This window comes from Kribbella jejuensis, assembly GCF_006715085.1.
In the GTDB taxonomy this organism is placed as follows: domain Bacteria; phylum Actinomycetota; class Actinomycetes; order Propionibacteriales; family Kribbellaceae; genus Kribbella; species Kribbella jejuensis.
The window spans coordinates 1,143,283-1,156,618 of record NZ_VFMM01000002.1 but is presented as its reverse complement, the minus strand read 5'-3'; the positions used below and the strand labels follow the sequence as shown (position 1 = coordinate 1,156,618).

10 protein-coding genes are annotated in these 13,336 nt (G+C 66.5%); 6 read left to right on the top strand and 4 right to left on the bottom strand.

Annotated features, from left to right (window positions below; all coding sequences use genetic code 11):
• Positions 1-30: 30 nt before the first annotated feature.
• Positions 31-3,411, bottom strand: coding sequence for a putative Ig domain-containing protein (locus FB475_RS25520; protein WP_185759429.1), 3,381 nt, complete (start codon positions 3,409-3,411; stop codon positions 31-33).
• A gap of 263 nt (positions 3,412-3,674) precedes the next feature.
• On the opposite strand from FB475_RS25520, the gene FB475_RS25515 reads away from it, so the two are divergent.
• Genes FB475_RS25515 through FB475_RS25495 form a run of 5 tightly spaced genes read left to right on the top strand, consistent with a single transcriptional unit; the run spans position 3,675 to position 9,040 of the window.
• Complete coding sequence (locus FB475_RS25515) at positions 3,675-5,000, top strand: ABC transporter substrate-binding protein (RefSeq protein ID WP_141859085.1); 1,326 nt, start codon at positions 3,675-3,677, stop codon at positions 4,998-5,000.
• Positions 5,001-5,028: 28 nt separating this feature from the next.
• Positions 5,029-5,994 carry a carbohydrate ABC transporter permease gene (locus FB475_RS25510; RefSeq protein WP_141859084.1) on the top strand — a complete coding sequence of 322 codons (966 nt, stop codon included), beginning with the start codon at positions 5,029-5,031 and terminating at the stop codon, positions 5,992-5,994.
• Positions 5,991-6,887: a carbohydrate ABC transporter permease gene (locus tag FB475_RS25505; protein WP_141859083.1), complete on the top strand. Its 897-nt coding sequence runs from the start codon at positions 5,991-5,993 to the stop codon at positions 6,885-6,887. Before FB475_RS25510 ends, FB475_RS25505 begins: the two co-directional genes overlap by 4 nt.
• Positions 6,888-6,913: 26 nt before the next feature.
• Positions 6,914-7,921, top strand: coding sequence for a hydroxyacid dehydrogenase (locus FB475_RS25500; RefSeq protein ID WP_141859082.1), 1,008 nt, complete (start codon positions 6,914-6,916; stop codon positions 7,919-7,921).
• Positions 7,922-7,966: 45 nt separating this feature from the next.
• Positions 7,967-9,040, top strand: a complete 1,074-nt coding sequence (locus tag FB475_RS25495; protein WP_141859081.1) for a LacI family DNA-binding transcriptional regulator — start codon at positions 7,967-7,969, stop codon at positions 9,038-9,040.
• A gap of 16 nt (positions 9,041-9,056) precedes the next feature.
• Here FB475_RS25495 and FB475_RS25490 read toward each other — a convergent pair whose 3' ends face one another.
• From FB475_RS25490 to FB475_RS25480, 3 genes are read right to left on the bottom strand one after another with little or no spacing between them, the layout of a single operon-like run.
• Positions 9,057-9,911: a carbohydrate ABC transporter permease gene (locus tag FB475_RS25490; RefSeq protein WP_141859080.1), complete on the bottom strand. Its 855-nt coding sequence runs from the start codon at positions 9,909-9,911 to the stop codon at positions 9,057-9,059.
• Positions 9,908-10,867, bottom strand: coding sequence for a carbohydrate ABC transporter permease (locus FB475_RS25485; RefSeq protein WP_141859079.1), 960 nt, complete (start codon positions 10,865-10,867; stop codon positions 9,908-9,910). Before FB475_RS25485 ends, FB475_RS25490 begins: the two co-directional genes overlap by 4 nt.
• Position 10,868: 1 nt before the next feature.
• Complete coding sequence (locus tag FB475_RS25480; RefSeq protein ID WP_202878498.1) at positions 10,869-12,128, bottom strand: ABC transporter substrate-binding protein; 1,260 nt, start codon at positions 12,126-12,128, stop codon at positions 10,869-10,871.
• 165 nt (positions 12,129-12,293) lie between these two features.
• Here FB475_RS25480 and FB475_RS25475 point away from each other — a divergent pair, with 165 nt between their 5' ends.
• On the top strand, positions 12,294-13,328 hold the full coding sequence (locus FB475_RS25475; protein ID WP_185759428.1) for a LacI family DNA-binding transcriptional regulator: 1,035 nt from the start codon (positions 12,294-12,296) through the stop codon (positions 13,326-13,328).
• Positions 13,329-13,336: the final 8 nt, after the last annotated feature.

Here is a 13,336-nt window from a genome sequence, read left to right as displayed (position 1 = left end):
ATCACCCGCGCCGGCGTCGGGATCAGCTTGTCAGGCGCCGGTGGTGAGGTCTCCGTAGAGTTCGACCTCGGACAGGTCGCCGAACCAGCTCGTGGGGTTGTAGATGCGCAGGTAGCGGTAGTGGGTGCTGCCCGACATCTGCTGGTCGCTCCAGGTGTTCGCGACTGCTCCGGCCAGGGAACTGGTCAGGTCGGTCCAGGTCTGGCCGTCGTTCGAGCCCTGCACGACGGTTCCGTTGGCCCGCTGCGGGTGGCTGGCCCGCGGCAGGAACAGCACCTCCGAGGGGCGTACGGTCGCGTGCGCACCGAAGTCCAGGAGGTAGTACGCACCCGGTCCGGTGTTCAGGTCGCCGTACGTATCGGGATTGCGGTCGAAGAGTAGATAACCGACCTTGTCAGCGCCCAGTCCGGTGCCCGGCCATTGCTTGTCGGAGGCGGTGACGGTAGCGACCTTGGCAACGTCGATGAAGTGTGCCGGGTCGCCCGCGATGTAGAGCTTCGAACCATCGGTCGTTCCGTACGCCGTCGGTCCGGCCTTGCCCGTGGCGTCGACGTAGTCCACCGCGACCTGAATGTTGCCAGCCGCAACGTTGTCCAGTTTGGCCGCGGCCCTCCAATTGATTCCGTCGGTCGAGGAGGCCGGCACCGGCAGTCCCTGGACGGTGACCGTCACCTGCCGCAGCGGCTGCTTGGCGGTGATCGAGACGTCGACGGTGTCGCCGGTCATGATCTTGCCCGCGATGGCCTGGGCGGACGTGATCGAGGTCGACTTCACCAGGTTGCCGATCTCGTGCCGCTCTCCGTAGATGTGGAACTCGGTCATCTCGAAGACGCCCCGCACGATGCCGTACAGAACGTCCGGCAACTGCTTGAGCATCTGGATCTTCAGGTACCGGAACTGGTCGTCCTGCAGGTCCTTGGCGACGTCCAGGGTGTTGTAGTCCTGGGTGAACGCGGTGACCCCGGGAGTAAGACGGGTCCACGTGACGCCGTCGTTGGAACCGAACACGGCCGAGTTCGCCAATCGGTCGGCGAAGATGTTGCTCTGAAAACCGAACTTGGTCGCGGACACTCGGTAGTCCGGACCGAAGTCGAACGTGTGCGACAGGTTCACGGCCTGCGGATAGACGGTGCCGGTTTGTTCGTCTCCGTCGACCATGTTGACGATCCGGTCGCCGGTGGTGGACGACGCGACGAGCCCCGGGTAGTCGAGGCTGCCGTCCAGAGCAAGCTTCGGCGAGAGCGGGCGCAGTCCGTCGACGGCCCCGACGACGGCGGTGAGTGCGGCCAGGTACTCCGTCCCGGAACCCGTCTGGCGCAGCTTGTCCGCGGCGGCGACCGCGGCGCTGAACGCGTCCTTGGTCCCGGACTCGTACACGGTCTGCGGGTTGTACCCGCGCTTGGCAAGCTGCAAGGCGCTCGTGCGGTCACCGGCCGGGGTGAGCGTGATGCGACGGGCCGCCATCGCGGAGCCGTCGTCGGCGGAGACAGTGACGGTCCACGAGCCGGCCCGGGCCGGCTTCCACGTGAGGACACCGGTGGCCGGGTCGAGCGTGGCGCCGTCGGGGAGCCCGGTCGCACTGTACGTCGTACCGGTGGCGGCTGTCGCCGCGAGGTGGACCTTGGCCTCGGCGCCCAGCCAGCCGATCACCCGGTCAGTCCCGCCGGAAAAGACCGGCCCGGTGGGTTGGGCGGCATCGATGTTGATGTGGTCGAGGTCGACGGTAGCGCCCTCGACACCGATGAAGAGAATGTCGTCCATCGGACCATCGGTCATGACGTAGCGCCATTTGCCGCCGGTGTTCGGCACGAGCACGGGATAGTCGCGTTTCAGGGTGCGACCGTTCCGGGCAGTGTGCAGGTGCATGACGGCAGCACCGTTGGTGCGGACCAGGAAGCCCAACTTCGGGCGATCCGTCGCGCCGTTGAGGTACGCGATCTTCGAACCGGGGGCCATCCGCACGTAGCCGTCGCCGGTCGTGACGTCGCCGGCCAGGTGCGTGTAGCGGTCCTCGACCTCGTAGATGTTCGGGTTGTTGCCCAGCGGCCGGGTCGACTCTCCCGCCGCCGCGGCGGGCGCGAACAACCACGAGTCGCCGCCGCCGTCGACACCGTCCCACGAGTTGCCGATCACGCCGCCGCGGGAGTACAGCGGACCGGGGCGCTTGGCATAGGCCTCGGCGTAGTACGGCGCGATCGCCTTGACGTCCTTGCCGAGCGTGAATTGGTAGTAGTAATAGATCTCCCAGAAGCTCGCAGTGACGTACCGGCCGCGGTAGCCGTCGGCGATGTGGTTGTAGGTGTCGCGAATCGTGCCGTCCGGCGAGATCGCGTACGCCATCGGGGTCCAGGCGGTGTCGTAGCCGAGCATGAAGCGCCAGAAGTAGTCGGCGGCGGCGAGGATCCGGTTGCCGAGGAACTCGTACGGGCCGACGGCGTTCGCGGCACTGGACACGGTCCCCGCAACCGGGTCGACCTTCGTGCCCTGCGCCAGCAGCATCCGGGAAATGATCACCGCGTTGGTGAGGTCGCCGCCACCGTGGGCCTGGTCACGGCCCATCTCGGCGTGCTGGACGTGCGGGTCCTTGATCGGCTTGCCGGTCTTGTCGTCGTGGTCGACCCACCGGAACAGCCGCGCGACCGAGCCGTTGAAGCCCTGGTCCTGCGCCGTGGCGTTGACGGTGAACCATTCGACCGACCGCTTGTACAGGGCGGTGTCGTCCATGAAGATCGCACCCGCCATCGCACCCATCAGCGGGTAGTTGTGCTGGTTCATGAAGTGGTTGTTGTCGTTCTGGAAGGTCTCGATGACCGGGACGACAAGGTTGTGGGTGAACGCCTGCGTGTCCGCGTCGGTCCACGGGTACGCCTCGTCGGCGCACGACGTGTAGCGCAACAGCTCGGCGGCCGACACCATCCGGTTGAGCGGAATCCCGGTGTGGATGTGCGCGTCGGTGAAGTACTCGTACTTCGCCGGGTCCAGCTGCTCCCAGATGCGGATGATGTCCAGCGCGTTCTTGCGGTAGACCTCGTCGCCGGTCAGCACGTAGAGCACGGCCTGGGTGTAGGACTTCAGACCGTCGGCGATGAATCGGCCGTTGAAACCTTGGCTGTTGAAGGCATCGGAAGCGGGCTTGGTCGGATCCGTGCTGCTCCGATTGGACGACGTGACAGCGGTCCCGGCCGCGGACGACTGCTGCATCGCGCGGAACGACGAGGTCCACGGTTCGGCGCCCGCGGCGAGCTGCCGGCGAGCGTTGTCGAGAATCGGTTCGGTCAGCGCGACACCGGGATGCACGAAACCTTGCGGGCTGACCGTCGAATGGAGTGCCACGTCGCATCCACTGAGGCCCCGGGCGTCGGCCGGTCGGGCCACGGCGGCGAGCAGTCCGGTGACGAGCACGAGGGCCACGCCCAACGCTCCGAGTCGCCGGAATCGACCGCGGGCAACGGCTGGAGTCGGATACACAGACAGCACCTTCTTTCCTGAGGCGGAGGCAGGAGAACGGCGGAACGCATAGTTAACGATTTCTACGCTAGGCATCTTGGAGACCTCGCAGCAAGAGCGCAAGGCCTTGACGACAACGAGTTCTTCTCCTAGCTTTCATAGAAATCGTTAACTATGGCGGTACGCCGCCGACCCGCAGATCCCTAGCCCACCCCGGAGATACACGCATGCCCAGAAACAGCCGCCGCGCCGCGCTGGCCGGCCTCGCCCTGTGCCTGGCCGTTGCCACCACAGCCGCCTGCAGCAACGACACCGCCACGAACGCCGCCAAGGGCACGTCCGCCGGACCGGTCCAGCTCGAGTACTGGGGCTGGACGGACATCCAGCCGGTGGTGGACAAGTTCAACGCGAACCACACCGACATCAAGGTCAAGTTCGTCAAGCAGGCCGACCTTCCCAGCACCGCGACGACGCTGCGCAACGCCGTCGCGGCGGGCAGCGCGATCCCGTGCCTGTCGCAGAACTTCGGTGACGTACCGGCCCTGCTGTCCGAGGGCCTGCTCACCGATGTGACCGACTATCTGAAGCCCGCCGAGAGCAAGTTCAAGCCATCGTCGCTGAGCGCCGCCAAGGTGCAGGACAAGTACTACGGCATTCCGCTCGGCACCGGACCGACGTTCATGATGATCAACCGGGCGGTCTACGACAAGTACGGCGTACGCGTGCCGAAGACCTGGGACGACGTGATCGCCGCCGGCAAGGCGCTCAAACCGCACGGCGTCCAGGTGATGAACCTGGCCGGCGAAGATCCCAGTACGCTCGTCAACCTGATCGTCCAGGCCGGCGGAACCTGGTACTCGGTCCAGAACGACTCCTGGAAGGTCGACTTCCTGTCCCCCGAGTCCGTTGCCGCCGCCAACATTCTCCAGCAGTTGGTGGACAACGGCCTGGTCGCCAACCAGACCTACCAGGACCGGCCCGCGCTGATCGCGTACTTCGACCAGGGCAAGATGGTCTCGCTGCCGACCTCGACCTGGCAGCTGGCCAACTACGAGCTGCACTTCAAGAAGACCATCGGCGACTGGGAGCCGGTCGACCTGCCGCAGTTCGCCGACGCCACGAAGTTCGCGACTCCCGCCCACGGCAACGCGCTGCTCGTGCCGAAGGGATGCCAGCACCCCAAGGAAGCAACTGAGGTCGGCATCTGGATGAACACGACCAAGGACGGCATCGACGCCACCTACGACAAGACGACCGGCGCCTACGCCTGGCCGGGTGCGATGCCTGACCCGTCGCCCTGGGTCGATGCCTCGGTGCCGCGGAAGCTGTTCGGCAGCCACCGGTCGGAGGCGCAGACCGTGATCAACAAGGCGTCGGCGTCCGGCGTGGACAACTGGCTGGTCGGCCCCAACTACACCGGGGTCTTCAAGGAACTGCAGGACCAGTGGGCCCAGGCCGTCACCAAGAAGATCACCTTCCGCCAACTCCTCGAGAACATGCAGAAGTTCACCGTCGACGACCTGAAGGCCAAGGGCATCAACGTCTCGAGCTGAGACCGACGACCGAATTCGAGGAGGACGGATGTCCCTGGACCTGAAGCCGAAGCCGTTGACCACCCCACCTGCCGACCGCGGCCGGGACGTCCGTTCCTCCGGTGCGCGCTGGCGCCGTACCGTAGCTCTCAAGGGCGCCTCGTTCACGGTGCCGTTCTTCGCCGGATTCGTGCTCTTCACCGTGGTCCCGGTGATCATGGCGCTCAGCAAGAGTCTCTACACCGCGAAGAGCTCGGGCCTCGGCTTCGGCGCCAAGACCGTCAGCTTCAGCGGATTCGAGAACTTCGACCGCGCCCTGCATGACGTGAAGTTCTGGGGCAGCCTGTGGCGCGTCGCGCTGTTCGCGATCGTGGTCATCCCGCTGATCCAGGCCACCAGCCTGACCCTGGCCCTGTTGCTCGACTCGGTCCGCCGGCGGGTCGCCGGGAAGCTCCGGATCGCGATGCTCGTGCCCTACATGAGCCCGGGCATCGTCGCCACCCTGATCTGGATCTATCTCTACAGCCCCGCCGTCGGCCCGCTCACACCGTTCTTCGAACTGTTCGGGATCGACGCCAACTTCTACAGCAGCCGGCTGATCTGGGTGTCGGTCGGCAACCTGATGGCCTGGGGCAGCATCGGCTTCAACATGCTGATCGTGTACGGCGCCCTGCAGGCCGTGCCGCGCGACATCTTCGACAGCGCGCGGGTGGACGGCGCCTCCGAATGGCGGATCGCCTGGTCGATCAAGGTGCCGTACGTACGGCGTTCGCTGGTCCTGGTCAGCGTGCTCGGCATCATCGGAACCCTGCAGATCTTCAGCGAACCGTTGCTGTTCCGCTCGATGACTCCGGAGACCGTCACGAAGGACTTCACGCCGATCATGACCATCTACAACCAAGCCTTCGCGGTCGGCGACTTCAACTACGCCGCGGCGTTGTCGATCGTGCTCGCGCTGGTGGTCGGCCTGATCTCGGCGGTCTTCTACAAACTCACGAACAAGGCTCCCGCATGACAACCATCACCGCCCGCAGACACCGGCACGACGACGACCTGCCCGCCGGCCACCATCCGTCGAAGCTGTCGAGGACCCTGGTCTGGACCGGGCTCGTCCTCTTCCTCATCTACTCGATCGCGCCGGTCTGGTTCCTGATCGTCTCCGCGACCAAGGACCAGCGCGACCTCTACACGACCAACGGACTGTGGTTCGCCGACTTCCATCTCCTCGACAACACCCGCGACCTGTTCACCTACCACGACGGCATCTTCCTGCGCTGGATGGCGAACACCCTGCTGTACGGCGTCGCCGGCACGGTCGGCATGACCGTCATCTGTGTCGCGTGCGGGTACGCGCTGGCCATGTACCGCTTCCGCGGCCGCGGCATCCTGATGGGCTGCATCATCGGCTCGTTCCTGATTCCGGGCGCGCTGCTGACCATCCCGTCGTTCCTGCTCTACAGCCGGCTGCACATCGTCGACACGCCCTGGGCGATCATCGTCCCGCACTTCTTCAGCGCGTTCTCGGTCTACCTGGCCAAGGTGTACGCCGAAGGCGCGGTCCCGCCGGAGCTCCTCGAGGCGGCCCGGGTCGACGGAGCCGGCGAGTACCGCGCCTTCTTCACGATCGGGGCGCGGCTGATGACGACCGGGTCGGCCACCATCTTCCTGCTCGGCTTCGTCGGCTCCTGGAACTCGTTCTTCGGGCCGCTGGTGTTCCTCCGCGGCGAACAGAAGTGGACGATCATGCTCGGCCTGTACTCCTGGCTGAACATCAAGGTCGACCAGTCCGTCGACCTGACCGGGCTGGTGATCGTCGGTGCGATCGTCTCGCTGATCCCGATTGTCGCGCTGATGCTGTCCATGCAGCGGTTCTGGCGTTCCGGCATCACGCTGGGCAGCCTGAAATAGCCTTCCACCCACGAACGGAGGAGCCCGTGGCCGACCGCCCTACGGCACTTTTCGCCCTCGGTGCACACCATCTGCCGGACCTGTACCCACCACGGTCCATGCACCGGCTGCAGCGACTCGTGCGGGTCGACCGGTCCGTCGTCGCCGAGCGGTTCGACACCGACGAGGTCCGGGCCGCGCTGGCTTCGACCGAGTTCTTGATCACCGGCTGGGGCTGCCCGCCGATCACCGCGGACGTCCTCGACGCGGCCCCTGGGCTGCGGGCGATCCTGCACACGGCCGGCTCGGTCAAGGCACTCCTGTCCCCGGCTTGCTGGGAGCGTGGTCTGGCGATCACCTCGGCCGCCGCCGCGAACGCCGTACCGGTGGCCGAGTACACGCTCGCCGCGATCCTGTTCGCCGGCAAGAACGTGTTCCGGTTCCGCGACCAGTACCACGCGGCCAGACACTTCACCCTGGCCGAGGTGCAGACAGGTGTGGGCAACTACGGCCGGACGGTCGGAGTGATCGGTGCCTCGCGGATCGGCCGGCGCGTCATCGAACTGCTCCGTCCGTTCGACCTGGAGGTGTGCTTGTTCGATCCGTACGTCGACGCCGCCGAAGCTGCCGAGCTCGGCGTCCGGCTGGTCGACCTGAACACCTTGCTGCGCACCAGCGACGTCGTCAGTGTGCATGCTCCCGCGAATCCACAGACCGACCGTCTCGTCGGCGCACAGCAACTCGCGCTGATGCGGGACGGAGCAACGCTGATCAACACCGCCCGCGGCAGCCTCGTCGACACCGAAGCGCTGATCGGCCACCTCCGCGCCGGTCGGCTGTACGCCGTACTCGACGTGACCGAACCCGAACCGCTGCCGGCCGGCTCCGCACTCTGGGAACTGCCCAACACCTTCCTGACCCCGCACATCGCCGGCTCCCACGGCAACGAACTCGCACGGATGGGCGACTGCGTGATCGACGAACTCGAACGCTTCCTCGGCGGCCGCCCGTTCGCGCACGCGATCACGGCCTCCGACCTGGACCGGGTGGCGTAGGCCCTATCGTTGACCCCGTTCCAGTTCTCGGTGAAAGGGGCCGCGGTGGCACGACAGCCGACTTCCGGCGAGCGTCCGACCGTCAAGGACGTCGCCGCCTCGTCGGGCGTTTCCGCCACCACGGTGTCCCGGGTGCTCGCCGGCAACTACCCTGTCTCGGCGGCTACTCGCGCGCGGGTGATGAAGGCCGTCCGCGAGCTCGACTACGTCATCAACGCCCAGGCGCGGGCCCTGGGCGGTGGCGGCACCAAGACCGTGGCGTTCATCGTCCACGACCTGGTCGGACCTGCGTTCGCCTATGTCGGGCAAGGTGTCGAGCAGCAGGCCACCGCTGAGGGACGCCTTTGCCTGGTCTGTACGAGTCACGGCGATCCCGAGCGCGAACTGGAAATCATCGAGCTCATGCGCGAGCAGCAGGCCGAGGCAGTGGTGCTGGTCGGTGGCGGCAGTGACAGCCGGAGCTACGCCGAGCGGATGACCCAAGCGGCCCGTGCGCTGGACAAGTCCGGGTCCCGGCTCGTGCTCTGCGGCCGTCCCCCGCTCGGTCCCGACGTGCCCGCGACAGTGGTCGAGTACGACAACGAAGGCGGCGCCTACGCCGTGACCAGTTACCTGATCTCCCTCGGTCATCGCGACATCGCCTTCCTGGGCGCCGGGGAGGCGGGCCACAGCACGGTCGACGGACGGCTCCGCGGGTTCGAGCGTGCGCATAAGGCACACCAGCTGACCGCGCCGCCGCAGCGAACCCGCGCGGTCACCTTCGACCGCGAGTCCGGCTACCAGGCCACGCGCGAACTGCTGGCCGGCGACCGGACGTTCACCGCGATCTTCGCCGCGACCGACGTCGTGGCCAGCGGGGCGCTGGTCGCGTTGCGCGAAGCGGGCCTCCGCGTGCCGCAGGATATGTCGGTCGTCGGGTACGACGACATTCCGTTGGCCAGAGACCTCACCCCCGAACTGACCACGGTCCACGTGGACTACGAGGAGCTCGGCCGGACCGCCGTACGTTACGCCCTCAACCGCGAGCGGCACGCCCTGAGCCAGCACACCATGATCGGCACCCACATCGTCATCCGGAACTCCGCCGGCCCGCCGCCCGGGCCCCGTACGCGTTCGTGAGCGTGGCGGCGCCGGGTCAGCCCTTGAAGGCGCCGTCCATGATGCCGGTGACCAGGCGGCGGCCGACGAAGGCGAACAGGACCAGCAGCGGGACGGTGGCAAGGAACGAGCCGGCCATGGCCAGACCGAGGTCGACGACGTAGCTGTTCTGCAGTGCCTTGATCGCGATCTGGGCGGTGTACTTCTCCGGTGACTTGAGGATGATGAACGGCCAGAGGAAGTCGTTCCACGAGGTGACGAAGCCGAGCAGGCCGAGCACGAACGCAGCCGGCCGGACCAACGGGAACGCGATCTGCCAGAAGATCTGCCAGCTGCCGGCGCCGTCGATCCGGGCCGCCTGCAACAACTCGTCCGAGACCGTCGACGCGATGTGCTGGCGCATCCAGAAGATGCCGAACGCGCTGGCCAGGCCCGGCACGATCAGCGCCTGCAGCGTGTCCACCCAGCCGAGCTTGGACATGATCATGTACTGCGGGATGACAGCGAGCTGCGTGGGTACCGTCATCGTGAGTACGACGATCAGGAACAACGTGTTCCGGCCGGGAAACCGCAGCTTGGCGAACGCGAACCCCGCGAGCGCACACAGCACGCCCTGACCGACGCCGATCGCGACGGCGACGATCGCACTGTTGATCAGCGACCGGATGAACGGCACCGTGCTGAACACCAGCCCCGCGAGGTGGAACAGGTTCCCGCCCGGGGTGAGCCGCGGCGGCATCTTGTAGGCGGTCGCGGAATCGTTGGACGCCACCACGAACATCCAGTACAGCGGGAACACGGCGACCAGCACGGCGACGGCCAGCAGCACGTAGACCCACCAGGGCACACGGTCGAGCTTGCGGTGGCGCACCGATTGGCCCACGGTCGTCATGGCTTCTCCCGGCGGATTCGGGTGGACAGCAAGAAGTTGAGGAGGGCGAAGGCGACCACGAGTACGAAGAGCGTGACGCCGATCGCCGCGCCGTACCCGAACTTGAACTGGCCGAAGCCCTGCTCGAACAGGAACAGCGTGAGGGTCTGGCACTGCCGCACCGGGCCGCAGGTCATCGGCGCGCTGCGGGACACCAGCAGCGGCTCGGTGAAGATCTGCAGCCCGCCGATGGTCGAGGTGACGATCGTGAACACGATCACCGGCCGGAGCGACGGGATCGTGATATGCCGGAACTGCTTCCAGCTGCCGGCTCCGTCGACCGATGCCGCCTCGTAGATGTCCCGCGAGATGGCCTGTAGCGACGCCAGGTACAGCAGTGTCGTGTAGCCGGTCCACCGCCAGATCACCATCGTCGCGATCATGATCTGACTTCCCCAGGTGGACTGGACGAAGTCGACCGGTCCCGCACCCACCAGGTGCAGCAGCCAGTTCAGCAGGCCGTAGTCACGGTCGAAGAGTTGCGCGAACACCACCGTGGTCGCCGCGACCGACGTGATGTACGGGACCAGCATCGACATCCGGAACAGGGTCGCCAGTCGCAGCCTCGCGTGGTTGAGCAGGTGCGCGAGGCCGAGCGCGATCAGCAACTGCGGCACCGTCGACAGGATCCAGATGCTGATCGTGTTCCACAGCGCGTTCCAGAACCGCGGGTCGTCGAACAGCCGGGAGAAGTTGTCGAACCCGACGAACGTGTGCGCGGCCACCGGGTTCCAGTCGAACAGCGCGACGTAGAACGTGAACAGCAGCGGGAACAGGCCGAAGATGCCGAAGATCAGGAAGAACGGCGCGACGTACGCGTACGGCGCGACCCGCTCGCCCAGGCTTTCGCGCACCTTCCGCCTCGACTCGACCGGTGGCCGGGCCGAGGCGCGCGGCGCGGTGAGGCTGGTCGTCACGCTATTTCCCGATCGCGGTCTTGATGTTCTGCAGCGCGGTGTCCCAGGCCTTCGCCGGATCGCCCTTGCCCTGCTCGACGTTGGTGATCGCGTTCAGGAACTCCTGCCCGATCGCCGAGCTGTCCGGACCGATGTAGAACGGCTTCAGGCCGAGCAGCGAGTTGGTGTAGATCGTGCCGGTCGGCGCGTTCGAGAAGAACGGATCCTTGAACGAGGTGAGCTTGGGGTCCTTGTAGACCGACGGCGTCGAGGGCAGCGAACCCGAGCTGACGTAGTGCGCGAGCTGGGACTGCGGCGACTGCATCTCCTTGATGTAGTCCCAGGCCGCCTTCGGGTTCTTGGCGTTCTTCGGGATCGCCAGGTAACTGCCACCCCAGTTCCCGGCACCGCCTGGAATGGTGGCGATGTCCCACTTGCCCTTGGTGGTCGGTGCGTTCGTCCGAATGCTGCCGAGCATCCAGGACGGTGCCGCGACCGCCGCGAAGTCCCCCTTGGTCATGCCCGCCGACCAGGCCTCGGTGAAGGAGCTCAGCTTGGCCGTGATGCCGGCCTGAGCCGCGGTCAGTCCGTAGTCGAAGGCCCGCTTCACCTGCGGGCTGTGGTCGTAGGCGAGATTGCGGTCGGCGTCGTAGTACTTCATGTCGCCCTGCTGCACGGCCTGGTAGAAGACGCTCGTTCCGGCGTTGTCCAGGAAGGCCTTGCCGGTCGTGGCTTTGTACTGCTTTCCGACCTCGATGAACTTGTCCCAGGTCGGCCAGAGCTTGCTCACCGCGTCCCGGTCCGTCGGCAACTTGGCCGCGGCGAACAGGTCCTTGCGGTACGCGATCGCCAGGCCACCCACGTCCGTCGGGATCCCGAGCACCGATCCGTCCTTGGCGACGCTCTGCGACCACACCCAGTCCAGGTAGTCCTTCTTCACGTCGTCCGCGCCGAGCGTCCGCAGGTCGACGAAGTTCTGCGGCTGCTCGACGAACTTCGGCATGTCGTCGCCCTGGATCAGCACCAGGTCCGGAACCTTGCCTCCGGCAAGCGCCGTGGTGAGCGCCTGAGCGGTCTCCACCGACGAACCGACCTCGGTCAGCTTGACGTGGATGTCGGGATGTTTCTTCTGGTACTCCTCGACGGCGGCCTTCTGGTTGATCCCCGAGAACGACCAGAAGTCGAACGATTTCTGGTCGGCCGACCCGGAACCGTTGCTCGAACAACCCGCGACGACCAGTGCTGCGACCGCAGCGACGGCGAACCCAAGACGCACTCTCACGGCAACTCCCTCACATTCCCGAAAATTTCGGAACGACCGCCGATCATTGCGGGGAACTGTAAGTCTGTGACTCCAGACGGTCAACAGGTCATTTCGAGATTTCGACCGAAACATTCAGGAATTGTTTCGACGGCGCGGTGGTGGCCCGGAGCTACACTCGCCGCCATGACCGCGAGCAGCGATTCCGCAGCGGCCCCGACCGGCCGGCCGATGACCGTCGCGCAGATCGCCGAACTCGCCGGCGTCTCGATCCCGACGGTGTCCCGGGTGATCAACGGCCAGTCCGACGTGTCCGCGGCGACCCGGGCCAAGGTCGAGGGCATCATTCGTACCCACGGCTTCCGCCGGTTGAAGAAGCCCGGAACGAAGGCCCCGCTGCTCGAACTCGTCTTCCACGAACTGGCCGGCGCGTACGCGATGGAGGTGATCAAGGGCGTCGAGCGGATCGCCGACGAGAACGGGCTGGGCGTCGTACTGTCCGAGATGCACGGGCACACGCCGGGCCGCGGCTGGATCGAAGGCGTACTCGCGCGGCGGCCGACCGGCGTGATCGCGGTGTTCTCCGGTCTCACCAGCACGCAGAGCGACCAGATCCGCAGCCGGGACATCCCGTTCGTGCTGGTCGATCCCACCGGCGATCCGGGGCACGCGTTCCCGTCCGTTGTCGCGAGCAACTGGAGCGGAGGCTTCTCGGCCACCCGCCACCTGCTCGAGCTCGGCCACCGCCGGATCGCGACGATCACCGGTCCGACCCGGATGCTGTCCAGCAGGGCCCGCCTCGACGGGTACCGGGCCGCCCTCGACGACGCCGGTACGCCGATCGCCGCCGAACTGATCCGCGAAGGCACTTTCCAGCCCGAGGACGGCCTGATCCACGGTCGTGCCTTGCTGAGCCTGGCCGAACCACCGACCGCGGTTGTCACGCACAACGACCTGCAGGCCTTCGGCCTCTACCGCGCGGCCGCCGAGCACGGTGTGCGGATCCCGGACGACCTCAGCGTCGTGGGGTTCGACGACCTGCCGATCACCAGCTGGGTCACGCCACCGCTGACCACGATCCGGCAACCACTCACCGAAATGGCGGCCTCGGCCGCGAACATGGTACTCGCCCTCGACCGCGGCGAGCCGCTCCCGCACCACCGCATCGAGCTCGCCACCGAACTGATCGTCCGCGGCAGCACGGCGCCTCCGGGTCGATAAGATCATAC

Coding starts and splice junctions, on each gene's coding strand:
- FB475_RS25515 (WP_141859085.1), top strand. CDS start 3,675: ATGCCCAGAAACAGCCGCCGCGCCGCGCTGGCCGGCCTCGCCCTGTGC.
- FB475_RS25510 (WP_141859084.1), top strand. CDS start 5,029: ATGTCCCTGGACCTGAAGCCGAAGCCGTTGACCACCCCACCTGCCGAC.
- FB475_RS25505 (WP_141859083.1), top strand. CDS start 5,991: ATGACAACCATCACCGCCCGCAGACACCGGCACGACGACGACCTGCCC.
- FB475_RS25490 (WP_141859080.1), bottom strand. CDS start 9,911: ATGACGACCGTGGGCCAATCGGTGCGCCACCGCAAGCTCGACCGTGTG.
- FB475_RS25475 (WP_185759428.1), top strand. CDS start 12,294: ATGACCGCGAGCAGCGATTCCGCAGCGGCCCCGACCGGCCGGCCGATG.